This is a genomic window from Stenotrophomonas sp. 62841_Sma (assembly GCF_056482945.1).
Genome location: NZ_CM151224.1, coordinates 4,800,453 through 4,818,321, shown reverse-complemented (window position 1 = coordinate 4,818,321; position 17,869 = coordinate 4,800,453). Strand labels below are relative to the sequence as shown.

Here is a 17,869-nt window from a genome sequence, read left to right as displayed (position 1 = left end):
TGATCGAGTCGTTGTGGCCGCGCGCGCCTGCGCACCGCCGGTGGAGGGGTTAGGTGAACAACATTGCCGACAGCACGAAGTTGAACATCAGCACCAGCAGTGAAGCGTTGACCACCGCACGGGTGGTCGCCACCGACGTGCCTTCAATGGTCGGCTCGGCGTGGAAACCCACATAGGCGGCAACCAGCGCGGCAGTGCCGCCGAAGATCGCCGACTTCAGCATTGCCACGCCGAAGTCGTCCCAGAAGTCCACGCTGTTGCGCAGCGCCGACCAGAACACGCCATTGTCCAGGCCCAGCACGTGCACCGCTTCGAAGTAGCTGGCACTGATTGCAAGCGAACAGAAGATGCCGGTCAGCAGCGGCACGGTCAGCACCGCCGCCCAGAAGCGCGGCGCCACCGCCTTGGCCACCGGGTCGATCGCCATCAGCTCCAGCGCCTTGATCTGGTCGGTGGCACGCATCAGGCCTAGCTCGGCGGCGATCGAGCTGCCAGCGCGGCCAATGAACAGCAGCGCGGTCAGCACCGGTGCCAGCTCGCGGTACAGCGAAAGCCCGAGCAGGGTCGACAGTGCGTCGGCCGCACCGAAGGTGGTCAGCGTGCGGTAGCCCTGCAGGGTCAGCACCAGGCCGACGAAGGCACCGCCGACGGCGATGATCGGCAGCGAGCGCGCACCGATCTTGTAGATCTCGCGGGTCAACTCGGCAAGGAAATCACGGGTCGGCAGCGAACCGCGCAGCACGGTCAGCGAGAACAGGCCGGCACGGCCCAGCGAGCGGGTGGCTTGAACGAACGGCATCAGGCGACCCTCGCGCGCGGCGCGGCATCGAACGGGATGGGACCATCGGGCTGGCCGTGCAGGAACTGCCGCAGCAGCGGGTCCTGGCTGGACTGCAGTGCCTCGGGCGTGCCCTGGAACACGATGCCGCCATTGGCGATCGCGATCACCTGGTCGCAGATCGGCAGGGTCTCGTGCACGTGGTGGCTGACGATGATGCTGGTCAGGCCCAGGCTGTGGTTGAGGCGCTGGATCAGGCTCATGATCACCCCCGAGGCGATCGGGTCCAGCCCGGTCAGCGGCTCGTCGTAGATCATCAGCGGCGGATCCAGCGCCAGTGCACGGGCCAGCGCCACGCGGCGCGCCATGCCACCGGACAGCTCGCGCGGCCAGGCATCGGCGGCGGCCAGCAGGCCCACCGAATGCAGCTTCATCTGCACCAGCCGCCGCAGCACGGCGGTCGGCAGGCGGGTGTGCGTACGCAGCGGCAGCGCCACGTTCTCGGCCACGGTCAGGTCGGTCAGCAGGCCGTTGCCCTGCAGCAGCACGCCCACGCTCTTGCGCATTTCCAGCAGCGCGCCGCTGTCATGCGGAATCGGCTTGCCGAACAGGGTGACCTCGCCGGCGACCGGGCGCAGTTCGCCGGTCAGCGCCGCCAGCAGGGTCGACTTGCCGCTGCCGGACGGACCCAGAACGGCGGTGATGCTGCCCTTGGGCACCTGCAGCGACACGTCGCGCAGGATCGTGCGTCCGCTCCGGTCGATGCGGACGTTGGATAACTGCACCAGACTGGAGGTGGAAGCCGACATGGGCACCATTAACGTTTTTTAGACATCGAAGGATCGGGCCCGTCGGCTGAACATAAGCAGACTGGACGGTGCAGTATTGTTGCACGACAAGCCTCGGCGGAGGCCGGGACAATCGACTGGCGTCCCGGAACAATCCGTACCGCTCGCGGCCCAACCATTGAATACTGCCTGCCGTCCTGCACACTGTGCATGATGAGTGACCCAGGCAGCGATTTCCGCCTCTACCATTCCAACTCCCTGGACGTGCTGGCCGCGCTGCTGGCGCGCAATGTGCGTGCGCCCGTTCCTGGCCAGCCGCTGCTGGCACCGGAAGTGGTGCTGATCCCGCAGGTAGCGATGCGGCGTTGGCTGCAAGCGACACTGGCCGCCGAGTTCGGTGTGGCTGCGAACCTCGAATTCCTCACCCCGGGTGAGTTCGTGGCGCGCGCGCTGAAGGCCAACGTCAGCGGCGAGCAGGACGACCTGGACGCGGCCGGCCTGCATTGGAAGCTGTACCAGGCCCTGCGCGACCCGGCGTTGCTGGCGCAGCCACCGATGCGCGCGCTGCAGTCCTATCTTGCCGGCGATGACGCATTGAAGCCGTGGGCGCTGGCTGGCGAGCTGGCCTCGGTGTTCGAGAAGTACCAGGCGTGGCGCCGCGACTGGCTGCTGCGCTGGGCGGCCGGTGCCGATCCGTCCGATCCGCAGGCGATCCTGTGGCGCACCATCACCCACGGCCATGACTACCGCGCGCGCCGCATCCAGGAATACCTGGACCGCTTCGAAGGGGCCGGCCAACCCTTGCCGAAGGGCTTGCCACCGCGCATGTCTGCGTTCGCGACGCTCAACATCTCGCCCGATGTGCTGCGGGTGATGGCCACCCAGGCACGTGTTGGCGAGCTGCATTTCTATATGCCCACCCCGGTGCAGTCGTACTGGGGCGATCTGCAGACCCTGGCCGAGCGCCTGCGCAGCGGCGCGCCCGATCCCTTCGGCGAAGCAGCCGGCGAAAACCGCCTGCTGGAAGCCTGGGGCGCGGCCGGGCGCGACTTCATGGCGGTGCTGGGCAGTTACGAGGTGGTGCATCCGGCCGGCGAAATCGCCGCCTATTCCGATCCGGAGGACGACACCCGGCCGACCCTGGACGAAGGCGGCCTGTCCGACAGCCTGCTGCATCGCCTGCAGCGCGATCTGTTCCACCGCCGCGCGCTGCCCTCGGGCGAGCTGCGCGACGGCCTGCGCAGCGACGACCCCAGCCTGCAGGTGCACGCCTGCCACACCCGCCTGCGCGAGCTGCAGGTGCTGCACGACCAGCTGCGCAGCCTGCTGCAGGACCCGCGCTTCGACCCGCCGCTGCAGGCGCGCGAGATCGCGGTGCTGGCGCCGGACATCGATCCCTACGTGCCGTACCTGGAAGCGGTGTTCGGCGGCCGTGGTGGCGAGGAGGAGCACATCCCCTATGCGCTGGCCGACAGCAGCCCGCTGGCCGGTGAACCGCTGGCCGATGTGTTCGTGCACCTGCTGGGCCTGCCGGTCTCGCGCTTTGGCCTGAATGAAGTGCTGGACCTGCTGGCCAGCGCGCCGCTGGCCGAAGCGGCCGGGCTGGAAGCGGTGGACTTCGACCGCCTGCATGGCTGGCTGCAGCAGGCCGGTGCACGCTGGGGCCTGGATGCGAAGCACCGCCACCAGCACCAGGCGCCGGCGGACGACGCCTACACCTGGCAGTTCGCGCTGGATCGCCTGGTGCTCGGCCATGCCACCGGCAGCGAGGCCGACCTGGCCGGTGTCGCACCGTGGATCGAACTGGAAGGCGGCGCGCTGGACGCGCTGGACCGGCTGCTGCGCCTGCTGCGCGTGCTGGCCATCTACCAGCGTCGCCTCGGCGAGCTGCTGACCCCGGCGCAGTGGCGACAGCGCCTGCTGTCGTTGCTGGATGCACTGCTGCCCTCCGCGCCGAGTTCACCCAACAGCCAGCGCGCGCTGGAGCGCCTGCGCAAGCTGCTCAACCAGTTCGCCGAGGATGCTGCCAAGGCCGGCTTCGCGGAAGGTGTGCCGCCGGAGGTGGTGCGTGCGCACTTCGCCGGCGCGCTGGGCGAGGCCGATACGCGCGCACCGCTGCTGACCGGTGGCATCAGTTTCGGCCGCATGGTGCCGATGCGCCTGCTGCCGTTCCGGGTGATCTGCGTGCTGGGCCTCAATGATGGCGATTTCCCGCGCCGTGACCCGGCGGCCGGTCTCAACCAGCTCACCGCCGAACTGGACACGCCGCGCCGCCGACCGGGCGACCGCTCCACCCGCGAAGACGACCGTTTCCTGTTCCTGCAGCTGTTCGCCGCCGCGCAGGAGGTGTTCTACCTCAGCTACCTCGGTGCCGATCCGCGCGATGGCAGCGTGCGCGAGCCGTCGGTGCTGGTCAGTGAACTGATCGATGCCGCCGCCGCGTATCACCTCGATCCGCCTGCGGCGGTCCGCGACTTCACCGTGCGCCATGCCTTGCAGCCGTTCTCGCCCGCCGCGTTCGGTGACGGCGACCCACGCCGCTTCAGCTATCGCCGCCAGTGGCATCCGGCGGCCGGTCGCCTCACTGGCCAGCGCGGTGGACTGCAGCCGTGGTTCGACGCACCGCTGCCACCGCCGCTCGACGATGCGGTGGAGGACGACGTCGCACTCGATACCCTGCGCCGTTTCCTGTGCGATCCGGCCGGGCAGTTCCTCGCACAGTCGCTGGGCCTGCGCCTGGCCGACGATGTCGAGGAGGTCGATGACCTGGAACCGCTGGTGCTGTCATCGCGCGGCCCGGAAAAGCGCAGCGTGCAGGCGGCGGTGGTGCGCGCCACGCTCAGCGGCGATACCGAGCCGTTGTACCCGCGGCTGCGCGCGCGTGGACTGCTGCCATCGGGTCCATTGGGCGAGCGCCAATTCGAGGGGGAGCAGTTGAAGACGCGCCCGTATGCCAGTGCGCTGCTGGGCTGGATGCAGGGCGAACCGCTGGAAAGCCGTCGCTACGAAGTGGACATCGACGGCGTGCGCCTGCACGGCCGCGTGGCTGATCGGCATCCTGAAGGGCTGGTGCGCCTGCGCGCCGGCACGCTCAATGGCAATGCAGTGATCCGCCAGGGCCTGGACTGGCTGCTGGCCAACGCCGCCGGCGATGCGTTGCCGCTGGTGCAGTTCCACGATGGCGGTGACGCCGGGCCCGGCCCGCATGTGCTGCCAGCACTGAGCGCCCCCGCTGCACGCGCGGCGCTGCGTGCGCTGCTGCAATTGCGCGAGCGCGGCCTGCGTGAGCCGCTGCGCTTTGCCCCGTATACCGGCTGGGTGCTGTACAACGCGCCAGCAGAAAAACAGCGTAGCGAAGGCTGGAAGCAGTGGCATGGCAGCGACCGCAGTTGGGGTGAATCCAGCAGCGACGCCTGGCAGCTGCTGCTGCGCGGTGCCGACCCGTTTGCCACCGATGCCAGCTATGCCGAGCTGCTGCGCAACAGCCAGGTGGTCTTCAGCGCGGTGCGCGAAGGCCGCACTCTCGGCACCGAAGCACGCCAGGAGGGCAACGCATGAACACCGCCATCGCTGATCAGGAAACCCGGCGTATGGCGGGCGATCCCTACCTGGCCCTGCCGCTGGACGGCATCCGCCTGATTGAAGCCAGCGCAGGCACCGGCAAGACCTTCACCCTGGCCACGTTGTTCACCCGACTGGTGGTGGAGCAGGGCCTGCGTATCGGCCAGATCCTGGCGGTGACCTTCACCGATGCGGCCACCCAGGAACTGCGCAAACGCATCCGCGAGCGCCTGGCGCTGGCCGCGCGCCTGGTCGATCTGGAACCGGCCGAGGGCGAAGCGCCAGACCTGCGGTTGACCCGCGAGGTACTGCAGCGCCATCTACAGGGCGGAACCGAGAGCGCGGTCGCACTGAAACGCCGCCTGCAGGTGGCTGCCGACGAGATCGATCTGGCGTCCATCTTCACCATCCACGGCTTCTGCACCCGCGTGCTGCGCGAGCATGCACTGGAAAGCGGCCATACCTTTGATCCGCCGGAACTGCTGGCCAGCGATCGTGAACTGCTGGAGGAGCTGGCCGCTGATCTGTGGCGCGTGCATGCCAATGACCCGGCCACATTGGAGCCGCTGACCTGGCTGTGGTCCAACCCGGACGCGCTGGCCGCCGATCTGCGCGCGCTGCTGGGCACGCCGCCCCTGCACCCGTTGCCACAGCCGGTGACGCTGGCTGATCCACACCCGGCCTTGCAGGCCACCGCCGCCGAACTGCAGCAGGCGCTTCGCGAGCATGGCGAGCAGTTCCTCATCGACCTCTGCGATGCCGTCGACAACAAGTGGATCAACGGCGTGTCCTACAAGCTGGGCTGGCTGCACCCGCTGGGCCGACAGCTGCTGGCCTGGGCTGAGCGCGGCGACCCGCGCGAGCTGCTGGCCAGCGAGCGCCTGCCGGCACTGCTGCCGGCGGTGCTGGCCGACAAGACCAACAAGAAGTTCCCCGACCGCACGCCATCGTCGCCATTGCAGGCGCCGTTGGCGCGCTATGTCGCGCTGCTGGCCGAACGCGATGCCTGGTTGCGTGGTACCGCGTTGAACTTCCTGCACGCGCTTCGCGCCGAAGCCACGCAGCGCCTGCAGGCGCTGAAGCGCACGCGCCGGGTACAGACCTACGACGACCTGATCGATGGCGTGGCGTTGGCACTGGAAGGCCCGCAACGGTTGACGCTGGTGAAACAACTGCGTGCGCAGTACCGCATCGCGCTGGTCGATGAGTTCCAGGACACCGACGATCGCCAGTGGGGCATCTTCCACACCGTGTTCGGCGATTCGCCGGAGGTGCGTGAACTCGGCCTGCCACCGGCGCTGTTCCTGATCGGCGACCCCAAGCAGGCGATCTACGGCTTCCGCGGCGGTGATATCCACACCTACCTGAAGGCCAAGCAGGTGGCACAGCAGGCGCCGGTGCTGGACCAGAACTTCCGCTCGCGACCGGCTGTGCTGCGTGCGTTGCAGGCGCTGTACGACAACGGTGGCGAAGACGCCTTCCTCGAACGCGACATCCAGTTCGAGCCGGTGCGGCCCGGTGGCGTGCGCATCGACGAGGACTACCAGCGTGATGGCCATGCCGCCACGGCACTCACCCTGCGCGTGCTGCGCAGTGGCGGTGACAAGGCGATGAGTGCGGACGCCTCGCGTGATGCCGCGACCCAGGCCTGCGTGGCTGCGATTCACCAGATCCTGGTCGAGGCGCGTGCGGGCAATGCCGTGCTGCGTGGGCGCCCGGTTCAACCCGGTGATATCGCGGTGCTGGTGCGCTCGCATCGCGAGGCCACGCTGGTGCAGCGCGCGCTGGCAGCGGTCGGCATCCCCGCCGTGGCGGCCGGCAAGCAGAGCCTGTTTTCCACCCCTGAAGCGCGCGATCTCCGTGCGCTGCTGCTGGCACTGCTGCAACCGGCCGACGAAGGCCGTCTGCGTGCGGTGCTGGCCACCGTGCTGCTTGGCCAGCGGGCCAGTGCGATCGCGGCGATGGAACGCGAGGGCGACCTGCAACGCGAGTTCCAGGCACAGCTGCTGCACTGGCGTGAGCGCTGGCAGCGCGGCGGACCGTTCGCAGTGATCGCCGACGTCTGTGCCGCGCAGGGCGAACGCCTGTTGGCGCTGATCGATGGCGAGCGCCGCCTGACCAATTACCTGCAGCTGGGCGAACTGCTGCAGGAAGCCTCGGCGCAGGCGCTCGGCATGCACGGCCTGCTGGACTGGCTGCAGGGGCAGATGGCCAGCGCTGACCAGGATGACGAGCAACAGCTGCTGCGCCTGGAATCGGATGCGCGCCGCGTGCAGATCATCACCCTGCACAAGAGCAAGGGCCTGGAGTACCCGCTGGTGTTCCTGCCGTTCGTCGGCATCGACGGCGGCGCGCCGAACACGTCGTCGCACTGTACGGTGCATGTGGATGGCCAGCGCCAGCTGCACTGGAAGCTGGACAAGGACGAAGCCTGGGAAGCGGCCAGTGCCCAGCGCGAGCGCGAGCAGCGCGCCGAGGATGCGCGCCTGCTGTATGTGGGACTGACCCGTGCCGAGCATGCGCTGTGGATCGCCGTGGGTGATCTGGCCGGGCTCGGCAGGACGCGGCTGGCGCCGCTGCTGGGTGACCTGCAGGCGCTGCGCGCGCATGCCGACGTGCACATCGATGACAGCGAGACAGCGGCCGCGCTGCCGCAGCTGGCGGCCGAAGTGGAAGGTGACCTTCCGGCGGTGCGTGCCCTGACCCGGCGCGTCCCGCACGACTGGTGGGTGTACAGCTTCACCCAGCTGGCCCACGCCGATGCCGGCGCGGGCAGTGATATCGAAGCCGCCGCCACCGAACTGCCGGCGCCCGCTGCCGACGAACCCGCTGGCCCGGAACTGCCACTGGAACCGGCGTTGCCGGAACCCGCCGCGGCGGCCGAAGACAGCACACCGGTCGACCCGCGCTTCATGGGCAGTCGCTTCGGCAACGTGCTGCACGAAGCGATGGAGAACGTCGACTTCGCCGCATGGGGTGATTGGCAGCCGGGTCTGCAAGCCCCTGAGGGACAGGCCGAGGTACTGCGCAAGGCGCTGCACGACGAAGGCTATGCTGACGTCGATCTGGATGATGGCGTGTCCGTACTGGTGCCGCTGGTCGGCCACACGCTCACCGTGCCGCTGCCCGAAGGCGGTGCGCTGCACAGCCTGGGTGAAGGCGAGCGCCGCGCGGAAATCGACTTCCATTTCGCCATCGAGCCGACCACGGTGCCGGCGCTGCTGCAGGTGCTGCATGCGCACGGTGTTTCCAGCACGCGACGCGGCTTCGGCCAGCGCCGCCGGTTGGAAGGGCTGATGACCGGCATGATCGACCTGACCTACGTGCGCGACGGGCGCTGGTACGTGCTCGACTACAAGTCCAACCGCCTGCCTGGTTACAGCCCGGACCTGCTGGCCATTGCCATGCGCCACAGCGAGTACGACCTGCAGGCGCTGATCTACACCGTGGCCCTGCATCGCTGGCTGCGTTTCCGCCTGGGTGCGGCCTACGACTACGAGCGCGACATGGGCGGCATCCGCTATCTGTTCTGCCGTGGCCTGGATGCCGCCGGTAACGGTGTGCATGTGGACCGCTTCCCGTTGGCGCTGGTGGACGCGCTGGATGCATTGTTCGCCGGTGGCGAGCAGGCCCAGGCCGAACTGGCCGCGCGTGCGCGTGGAGCAAGTGCATGAGCCTGCTGCAGGAGCTGTATCGCAACGGCCAGCTGCGCACCCTCGACCATGCACTGGCGACCAGCCTGCAGCGCTTGCGGGAGGACACCCCTGACAGCGTGGCAGTGGCGGCCGCACTCGCCTCGCTGGCGGTGTCGCAGGGCCACGCCGGTTTCGATCCGGCGCAACCGCAGCGACTGCTGGAAGGCGTGCCGGAGTGGCCTGCCGCGCAGGACTGGCTGGAGCAGCTGCGCGCATCGCCGTGGGTGGCGACGCCGGAGCAGGCCGATGCCATCGCCGAGGATGCGCCGCTGGTGCTGGAAAACGGATTGCTCTACCTGCGCCGTTACCGCGAGTACGAGCGTCAGCTGGCGGCTGGGCTGCAGCGCATCGGCCGGCATCCGCTGCCGGCGCCGGACATGGCAGCGTTGGCGCCTTTGTTCGCGCAGCTGTTCCCGCAGGCACTGGGCGGCGAAGATCATCAGGCACGCGCCGCCGGCGTGACCCTGCGCCATCCGCTGGCGCTGGTCACCGGCGGCCCCGGCACCGGCAAGACCACCACCATCGCGCGCCTGTTGCTGCTGCTGGCCGCGCAGGCCCGGCACGCCGGCCAGCCACTGCCCGAGGTGGCGCTGGCCGCGCCCACCGGGCGCGCCGCCGAGCGCATGGCCGAGAGCCTGCGCGTGGCTGTGCAACGCCTGCAGGAACTAGGACTGGACCCGGCGCTGTGCGCGGCACTGCCCAGCACCGGCACCACCCTGCATCGCCTGCTCGGGGTGATTCCCGATTCGCCGCGCTTCCGCCACCACGCCGACAATCCGCTGCCGGTGGACGTGGTCGTAGTCGACGAAGCCTCGATGATCGATCTGTCGATGATGGCCAAGCTGGTCGACGCGATCGCCAGCGGCACCCGGCTGATCCTGCTCGGCGATCCCGATCAGTTGCCCTCGGTCGAGGCCGGCGACGTGCTCAGTGCGATCCTGCGCGCCAGCGGTGATGGCATCGGCACCCGCGCCGATGACGCGCAGGCACTGCATGATCTGCTGCTTCCAGCCACGCTGCAGCCGCAGGCGGCACCACGCGCCTTCGCCGGGCGCCGCGTGCAGCTGCAGCGCGGCTACCGGCAGAGCAATGCGCTGGACCTGGCACCGCTGGCCCATGCCGTGCGCGACGGCGACAGCAGCACCGCGCTGCAGCTGCTGCGCAGTGGTGAACTGGCCGGCGTGCATTTCCACGAAGGCGAAGCCGATCCGCTGCGCGGCCAGCGCGAGCACCTGCTGGGCCACTGGCGTGCACTGGCCGATGCGGCTGATCCAGTGTTTGCCCTGCAGCAGGCCGGGCGCCTGCGCGTGCTGACCGCGCTGCGCGAAGGCCCGCAGGGCGCGCGCGGGCTCAACAGCCGCATCGAACAGCTGCTGGCCGGCAACACCCCCGGCTACTTCCAGGGTCGCCTGCTGCTGGTCACCGAGAACAGCTACCGGCATCGTCTGTTCAACGGCGATATCGGCATCTGCCTGCGCGATGGTAGCGGCGCGATGGTGGCCTGGTTCCCCGGCGACAGCGTCGACCAGCCACGCGCCTTCCACCCGGCCGCACTGCCCGCGCACGAAAGCGCCTTCGCGATGACCGTGCACAAGGCACAGGGCTCGGAGTTCGATGAAGTGTGGTTGCAGCTGCCGCGCCAGGACAGCCGCGTGCTGTCGCGCGAACTGGTCTATACCGGCCTGACCCGCGCCCGCCGGGTGCTGCATGTGGCCGGCAGCGCGGACGTGCTGCAGGCGGCGTTGAAGCGCCACGCCAGCCGGTTGGGTGGTCTGGTCTGGCGGCTGGGTGCGGAGGCAGTGGCCGAAGCACCGGCGCGCATTGAACAGCCCACAGTGCAGGGCACGTTGTTCTGAATCGGGCGCGATGCGCCCCCTGTAGAGTCGAGCCATGCTCGACTGCGCTGCAATAATGTAGAGCCGAGCCATGCTCGGCTGATGGGCCATGGAGTCGAGCATGGCTCGACTCTACAAAAGCGCGTTCTGATCGCTTCGGGGTTCATCCACACATTGCGTGGATCTACGCGATCAGTACCAGGCCATCCGGGAACACGATCGCCGCTTCATCAGCACTCACGTCGAAGAAGCCCACGCCGTGCTTCTCGGCCAGATCCTGCACGCGGCCATGCGCGCGCTCGGCCACCGAATAGGCGAACGCGCCGTAGATCACCTGACTACCGATGCTGTACTCGGTCACCTCGGCACGGTCGTCCTCGTCGTTGCTCAGCGGCCCGTTCATTGGCGGGAAGTCCTGTGCCATCTCCGCGAACCACGACTGCAGCGCCGGGCTGCTGACTGCCGGGTCGTCGTACTCGTGGCGTTCGTTCCACTGCGTCTGCTTCTCGAACCAGGCGATGAAGGCCGCCGCCTCACGTGGAGCGGTGCTGGCCTCGAACACCATCATGTCGTAACTCATTGAACCGTCCTGCGGGCGTGGTGAAAGGCTGCCGGGCGTCGCCCGGCGCTAGTGCTCATTATCAGGCCGATGCAGTGTTGGCATCCGCCAGCCCCGGCGCCAACGCCTTCGCCTCCGGGAACAGCGCGAAGCGCAGGCCGATCAAGCCCATCAGCGCCTCGTCGCGCGCCTTGCAGGCGGCCACGCTGCCGACCCGGCCCAGCGAGGTATCCAGCCGCTCGCGCAGCGCCTCGGCCGCCACAATCGGTTTGCGCGCGGCGATCTGACGGCGGTAATGCACGGCGATTTCTTCCAGGATGTGCTCGACCGCTTCGCGGCTGCGCTCGGGCAGTTCCAGCCGTGCGCGACGCAACTGCAGGATGTTCAGGCCGATGCGCGCTTCGTTGAGCATGTCCACCGAGGCGATGTCGCTGCCCTCTGGCGTCGCCGCCAGGCGCGGCGCGAGCAGGCCCAGCAGGTCGAGCATGCGCGCGGCGAAGCGCTGGCGGTCCTGCTGGCCACGGCCTTCGGCGGCTTCGGCCAGCGTGGTCCAGCCCTGCCGCACCAGGCGGCGCGCGGTCCACTCGGCACCTACCGAACGGAACAGGCGGGTCATCACCACCGCAAAGCCAATGCCGATGAACATCGCAATCGACGAGTTGAGGAAGGTCTGGATGTTGGCGCTGTAGGTGTTCTGCAGGCTCAGCAGTGCGGCCAGGTTCACCGTCAACGGCAACGCGAACAATGCGCTCTTGGGGTGGTGCAGCATCAAGCCCAGCGGCAGGAACGCCACCGCCAGCACCAATGCCAGCAGGCCGAAGTCGTGCACCGCCGGGAACACGCCGAACAGGTACACGCCAGCCACCACCGAGGCGACCATCGCCCACACCAGGAACGACACCATGCTCGGTGCCGGGTCGTCCTGTGCAGCGAAGAATGCAGCGGTCACCGCGGCCATCATCGCGCCGTTGCCACCACCTTCCCAACCCAGCGCGATCCACAGCACGCAGTAGCTCATCAGCGCCACGCCGGCACTTAGCGCGGAGAACAGCGCCATGCCGTAGTCGACGTGCTTGTCGGCGGCCACGCGTTCGGTGCGGATGCGGTAGTGCGCGCGGTCCAGCGGCGCGGTGCCGTGGTCGATCGCGTGCTGCAGGGTGCGGCAGTCCTGCCACAGGTCCACCAGTTCCTCCAGGCGCAGCAGCAGGCTGGCCAGCTGCAGGTGCTGCAGGTCGCGGTCCACCTGCGGCTTCAGTGCGCTGATGCGCGCGCGCAGGCGGGCGTACTCGCTGGCGTTGGTCGGCCCGTCCAGCCAGTCGTGGATATCGTCGACCAGTGCCGGCAGCCCTTCCGGTAGGGCCTGTCCGTCGCTGCGCAGCGCACTCAGGCGGTCGGCAATCGAGGACAGCACCGGCAACAGCAGCAGCATGCGCTCGCGCAGGCGCTCCATCGACACCGCCGAACCGGCATGGCGTGGATCATCACGGCGCAGGAACTCGATCAGCGCCTCGAACTGCACCAGGTCGGCGGCCAGCCGGTTGCGCGGCGCATGCGCGCGGCCACGTTCAAGGATCTGCCGGCACCACTGCGCGGCGTCCTCCATCCAGTTGCCGATGCGCGCGCGCAGCATCGGACGTACCGAGGCCGGGAACAGCAGCGACGCGAACAGCACCGCCACCACCGTGCCAAGGATGATCTCCTCGCTGCGTGCCACCACCGTGTCGAAGATGGTTTCCGGCGAGGTCACCGCCGGGAAGCCGATGAAGGCGGTGGTGTAGCCGGCCAGCAGGAACGCGTAGCCGCGCGGCCCGCGGTTGAGCAGGGCCATGAACAGGCAGCCGGCCAGCCAGATCGACATTGCCGCGCTCAGCACCAGCGGCGTCTCCACCAGAGCCGGCAGCACCAGCAGGGTGGCCAGGCCGGCCACCAGGGTGCCGACGATGCGGTATACGCCCTTGGCCCGGGTTGGGCCCAGCAGCGGCTGGCTGACGATGTACACCGTGCCCATCGCCCAGTACGGGCGCGACAGGTTGCCGGCCATGGCGATGTACAGCGCGGCCACCGCGGCCAGGTAGGTCTTGATCGAGAACAGCCAGGCCTGGCGGTCGGTCAGCGCGTTCATGGCTTACTTCGCTGCGGTCGAGGCGTTGGGCGCGGCGGCGCTGGCCTGCCAGCCACCACCCAGCACCAGGAACAGGTGGATCTGGTCGCGCGAGACCTGCGCTTCGGCGGCGGCCAGGGTGGCATCGCTGGTGGCCAGGCTGCGGTCGGCATCCAGGCTGGACAGGTACGGCGTGCGGCCGCCCTGGTACAGCCGGCGGTTCTGCTCGGCGGCCAGTGCGGCCTGCTCCTGCGCGATGCGCAGCGACTGCAGCCGCCGCAGGTCCTGCGCATAGCGGTCCAGCGCGGTCTGAGTCTCGCGCAGCGCCTGCAGCACGGTGTGGTCAAACTCGGCCAGCGCGGCATCAGCACCGGCTTCGGCGGCGTGGATGCGCGCGTGGGTGCCCGAGGACGGCAGCGTCCACGAGATCAGCGGGCCGATCGACCACTGCTGGGTCATCGGCGTGCCGAAGTCCTCGAGCAGGCCGGCGGCACCGAGCGAGGCACCCAGGCGGATGTCCGGGTACAGCTCGGCGGTGGCGACACCAATCCGCGCCGTGGCCGAGGCCAGCTTGCGCTCGGCCTGGCGCACGTCCGGGCGACGCTGCAGCAGTGCACGGCCATCACCGACCGGCAGCGGCTGCGCCAGCCTGGGGGCGTGCGCGCAGTCGATCACACCGGCCGGCAGCTGGCCCGGGGTCTGCCCCAGCAGCGCGGCCAGCGAATAGGCGGCGGCCGAGCGCTGCGCCTGCAGCGGCGGGAGTGCAGCTTCCAGCAGCGCCACCTGGGCATTGGCGCGGGCCAGTTCCGGCGGCGTGCCACGGCCGGCCGCGATCAGGCGCTCGGTGACCGTGCGGCTGCGCTGCTGCAGCTGCAGCGAATGCTCGGCCACGTGCAGCTCGTGGTTGGCGTGGCAGATTTCCAGATAGCTGTCGGCCACCTGCGCGACCACGCTGACCTGGGCCAGGTCGCGTGCTGCGGCGACCGACTGCTCGTCGGCACGGGCCGCTTCGGCGCCGCGCTTGAGCTTGCCGAACAGGTCGAACTGGTAGCTGACCGCGAACTTGCCATCGGCCAGGTTGATCACCGGCAGCTCGTGTTCCTGCAGGAACGATTCGGCCGACAGCTGCGCGCGGCTGACCCCGGCCTCGGCCTCGTACTCGAAGCCACCGGCGTCCAGCGCCTGTTCGTACACCGCCGCCGCACGACGCAGGTGCGCATCGGCGGCTTTCAGTTCAACGTTGTCGCGCAGCGCCTGGGTGATCAGGCCATCCAGCATCGGGTCGTTGTACAGCGACCACCAGCGGTCGGGCAGTGCCTGGTTGGCGGCGATCTGCGGGTTCTGGGTATCGATGAAGGCCGCATTGGCCTGCGGGCGCTTGAATGCCGAGCCTTCCGGCAGCGCGTAATCGGGGCCAACGGTCCTGCATGCGGCCAGGCTGGCCAGCGCGACGATCAGGCCGAGACGGGGCAGGGCGGCGTTCACAGGCCCGCCTGTGTCGGTGCGGTGCCGGCCTTGTCGTTGTGCGGATGGCGGCTGGTGTCCACGGTCACCGTGGCGGTGCGGCCGGCGATCAGTTCCACGCCCCTGGGTACTTCGTCGATGGCGATGCGCACCGGGATGCGCTGCGCCAGCCGCACCCAGTCGAAGGCCGGGGTCACGTTCGGCAGCAGGGTGCTGCCATTGCTGCGGTAGCGGTCCTCGATGCCGGCGGCGATGCTTTCGACATGGCCACGCAGCGGGGTCGATTCGCCCATCAGGCGGATGTCCACGGCTTGTCCCGGGGCCACGCCACGCAGGCGGGTTTCCTCGAAATAGCCATCGATGCGGAACGAGCCGGTATCCAGCAGCGCCAGCACCGGCTTGCCGGCCACCACGTAGTCGCCCACGCGCATGGTGCGGTCGTTGACCCGGCCATCGGCCGGTGCGCGCACCTCGGTGCGCCCCAGGTTGAGCTCGGCCAGGTCGACCGCCGCCTGTGCGGTGGCCAGCGCGGCCTGTGCGGCCTGCAGCTTGGCGCGGCGTACTTCGGCGTCCTCCGCGGCGACCAGGTCCTGCAGGCTGCGGTCACGGCCGATCTCGCGGTGCAGCTGTGCCACCGAGGCCTGGCGCTCGCCCAGGCTGGCCTTGGCCTGCTCCAGCGCGATGCGGTAACGGGCACGGTCGACCACGAACAGCAGGTCCCCCTTCTTCACCGCCTGGTTGTCGGCCACCTGCACCGTTTCCACCAGCCCGGATACGTCCGGCGCCACCTGCACCACGTCGGCGCCGACATGGGCATCGCGGGTCCACGGCTCATCCATGTAATAGACCCACAGCTGGCGCAGCACCAGCAGGGCGACGATCACGGCTGCGCTGGTGAGCAGCACCGGCAGGGTCTTCTTCACGATCTTGTTCACGATTGCATCCAACGCAGGAGGTGGAACAGCAGGCCAAGCACGATCCCGTACAGGGCCAGGTTGAACAGCGCCGGGTGCCATACATGGCGATAGGCGCCGGCACGCTGCAGCAGCGCGTGCAGGCCGCTGTTGACCAGATAGGCCAGCAGCATCAACCCGAGCAGGGTCGGGACGAACACTCCGTGGAGACTGAATTCACCGGGCATCGGTAGGGGCGGGGGCGAGGTGGGGGAGGGGAGGAACAACGAAACAGCAGCAACGGGTAAAAGCCGCTGGCGTGTGCACGGCAGCGGCGGTATTCGGGGGGCAGCGGTCTTACGTGATGCGGTCGGCGGCCTCGGCCAGCAGGCGCCATGCCTTCAGCACGGCGTGCAGTTCATCCATGGAAAGCTCTCCGAACACGTCCTGGCGCAGTCCGATCAACTGGTCTTCCAGCTCGCTGACCAACGCGTGTCCCGCGTCGGTCAGCCACAGCAGGTTGGCGCGGCGGTCGCTGGCGTCGCTCTCGCGGCGGACCAGGTCGCTGGCGCACAGCTTGTCCAGCAGGCGGACCAGGGAAGGACCCTCCATGCCCAGCTGCTGGGCCAGCGCCACCTGGCGGATGCCACCGCCAGAGCGACCGATCATCAGCAGGGGCATGGTGCAGGCGGTGGAGATGCCGTAGCTGCCGAGCCGGCTGTCGGCCAGGCGCTGCCACTGCCGCCCTGCGTACAGCAGGCCGGAGCTGAGCTGCATCTGCAGCACGGTGCGCTCGTCGAGGGGTCGGTCCATAAGAGATAGATAGGATACTACTAATTTCATTCCTATCAATGGGTTTTTATGAATGGGCGGGTGTGTTGAGTAAAGCCTTGCGCCACGTTGCTACGGGTGGGGCAGCGGGGGCCGGACGGGGCAGGACACGCCGTGAACCCCCCTCCGGGGTCCGGCCCAGCCGCTGGCGGCTGTGCGTTCGGGCGCTTGCGAGGCATGCTTCGCAAGCAAGCGCCCTCACCCTTGGGGGCTCGGCCGCGGCTTGCTCGTGTGCGCGTCCTGCGCACACGGCAAGACCGGCGTTGGGCGTCCTGCCCAACCCGTCCGAGGCATGCCTCGGACCCATGCCGCGGACGGTCCTGCCCCGCCCGACCCCAGCTGCCTGCCCATCACCCCGCGGGCGCGGTGGGTTGGCTCTTCAAAGGCAGAAGCAGAAGCAGTGCGGACCAACGGTCCGCACCCACCAATGCCGCAGCGCGCGGTGCTTCCGGAGCCATGAACCCCACCTTTTGCCCCCGCTTTCGGGCGGTCCGGCCGCGCCCGCAGGAAACTGTCAGGGATGGGGAAGGGCGGCAGGGCAGGACCGTGAGGCGCATGGATGCGCCGACCGAGCCCCCAAGGATGGGTTTACGGCGTGTCCTGCCCTGCCGCCCTTCCCCATCCAGACCCGTAACAGGCAGGCGCCGCCAGACCCCCGATGAACCCGACCAACAGGACGACCCACCCCCCGGTCGGGTACGATGCTCGCCCCCCGTTCGGGACGCTGTACGCAATGAGCAAGAACAACGAAAAGGCCGCCCCGCAGGGCGACGTGACCCAGGACCAGGCCGAGGATGCCGTGCGCACCCTGCTGCGCTGGGCCGGTGAGGACCCGTCCCGTGAAGGCCTACTGGATACCCCCCGCCGTGTCGCCGAAGCCTATGGCGACTGGTTCAGCGGTTACCGCGACGACCCGCGCGCCTACATGGAGCGGACCTTCGAGGAAGTGGCCGGCTACGACGAACTGATCGTCCTGCGCGACATCGAGTACGAAAGCCACTGCGAACACCACATGGCGCCGATCATCGGCCGCGTGCACGTCGGCTACCTGCCGGCCGGCAAGGTGGTGGGCATCAGCAAGCTGGCCCGCGTCGTCGAAGCCTACGCCCGCCGTTTCCAGGTGCAGGAGAAGATGACCGCGCAGATCGCCCAGTGCATCCAGGATGTGCTGCAGCCGATCGGCGTCGGCGTGGTCGTCGAAGGCGCCCACGAATGCATGACCACCCGCGGCATCCACAAGCGCGGCGTCAGCATGGTCACCTCGAAGATGCTGGGCAGCTTCCGCGACGACGCGCGGACCCGCGCCGAGTTCCTGCGCTTCATCGAAGTGGGCGGCAAGCGCTGAGCCGCTTGCCTGCACCCCG

Annotated in this window: 12 protein-coding genes; 4 read left to right on the top strand and 8 right to left on the bottom strand. The window is 69.0% G+C overall.

What is annotated here, in order from left to right; translation table 11 throughout:
• Positions 1-49 precede the first annotated feature (49 nt).
• Both ACZK5G_RS22345 and ACZK5G_RS22340 read right to left on the bottom strand, forming a co-directional pair.
• A complete protein-coding gene (locus ACZK5G_RS22345; RefSeq protein ID WP_005414955.1) occupies positions 50-799 on the bottom strand; it encodes an MlaE family lipid ABC transporter permease subunit in 750 nt (249 codons plus the stop codon).
• The gene (locus ACZK5G_RS22340; protein WP_049462908.1) at positions 799-1,587 is read right to left on the bottom strand and encodes an ABC transporter ATP-binding protein; all 789 of its coding nucleotides are present in this window, start codon (positions 1,585-1,587) and stop codon (positions 799-801) included. Before ACZK5G_RS22340 ends, ACZK5G_RS22345 begins: the two co-directional genes overlap by 1 nt.
• A gap of 189 nt (positions 1,588-1,776) precedes the next feature.
• Between ACZK5G_RS22340 and recC the strand changes: the two genes are divergently transcribed.
• From recC to recD, 3 genes are read left to right on the top strand one after another with little or no spacing between them, the layout of a single operon-like run.
• Positions 1,777-5,124: an exodeoxyribonuclease V subunit gamma gene (recC, locus tag ACZK5G_RS22335; protein WP_478464874.1), complete on the top strand. Its 3,348-nt coding sequence runs from the start codon at positions 1,777-1,779 to the stop codon at positions 5,122-5,124.
• Positions 5,121-8,801, top strand: coding sequence for an exodeoxyribonuclease V subunit beta (gene recB, locus ACZK5G_RS22330; protein ID WP_478464873.1), 3,681 nt, complete (start codon positions 5,121-5,123; stop codon positions 8,799-8,801). Before recC ends, recB begins: the two co-directional genes overlap by 4 nt.
• Positions 8,798-10,678, top strand: a complete 1,881-nt coding sequence (gene recD, locus ACZK5G_RS22325; RefSeq protein ID WP_478464872.1) for an exodeoxyribonuclease V subunit alpha — start codon at positions 8,798-8,800, stop codon at positions 10,676-10,678. The genes recB and recD overlap by 4 nt, the downstream gene beginning before the upstream one ends.
• A gap of 163 nt (positions 10,679-10,841) precedes the next feature.
• On the opposite strand, the gene ACZK5G_RS22320 is transcribed toward recD, so the two are convergent.
• From ACZK5G_RS22320 to ACZK5G_RS22295, 6 genes are all read right to left on the bottom strand, one after another.
• Positions 10,842-11,237, bottom strand: a complete 396-nt coding sequence (locus ACZK5G_RS22320; RefSeq protein WP_478464870.1) for a hypothetical protein — start codon at positions 11,235-11,237, stop codon at positions 10,842-10,844.
• Between the two features lie 61 nt (positions 11,238-11,298).
• A complete protein-coding gene (locus ACZK5G_RS22315; protein WP_197655743.1) occupies positions 11,299-13,338 on the bottom strand; it encodes an FUSC family protein in 2,040 nt (679 codons plus the stop codon).
• A 3-nt stretch (positions 13,339-13,341) separates the two neighbouring features.
• Entirely contained in the window at positions 13,342-14,802 is a 1,461-nt protein-coding gene (locus ACZK5G_RS22310) for an efflux transporter outer membrane subunit (protein ID WP_049421033.1), read from the bottom strand.
• Positions 14,799-15,716: an efflux RND transporter periplasmic adaptor subunit gene (locus ACZK5G_RS22305; protein WP_478464868.1), complete on the bottom strand. Its 918-nt coding sequence runs from the start codon at positions 15,714-15,716 to the stop codon at positions 14,799-14,801. The genes ACZK5G_RS22310 and ACZK5G_RS22305 overlap by 4 nt, the downstream gene beginning before the upstream one ends.
• Complete coding sequence (locus tag ACZK5G_RS22300) at positions 15,713-15,922, bottom strand: DUF1656 domain-containing protein (RefSeq protein WP_010487502.1); 210 nt, start codon at positions 15,920-15,922, stop codon at positions 15,713-15,715. Before ACZK5G_RS22300 ends, ACZK5G_RS22305 begins: the two co-directional genes overlap by 4 nt.
• Before the next feature lie 109 nt (positions 15,923-16,031).
• Positions 16,032-16,487 (bottom strand): MarR family winged helix-turn-helix transcriptional regulator, encoded by a 456-nt coding sequence (locus tag ACZK5G_RS22295; protein WP_012481667.1) that lies wholly within the window; start codon positions 16,485-16,487, stop codon positions 16,032-16,034.
• A 751-nt stretch (positions 16,488-17,238) separates the two neighbouring features.
• Between ACZK5G_RS22295 and folE the strand changes: the two genes are divergently transcribed.
• Positions 17,239-17,850: a GTP cyclohydrolase I FolE gene (gene folE, locus ACZK5G_RS22290; protein ID WP_004141296.1), complete on the top strand. Its 612-nt coding sequence runs from the start codon at positions 17,239-17,241 to the stop codon at positions 17,848-17,850.
• The last annotated feature ends 19 nt before the right edge of the window (positions 17,851-17,869 follow it).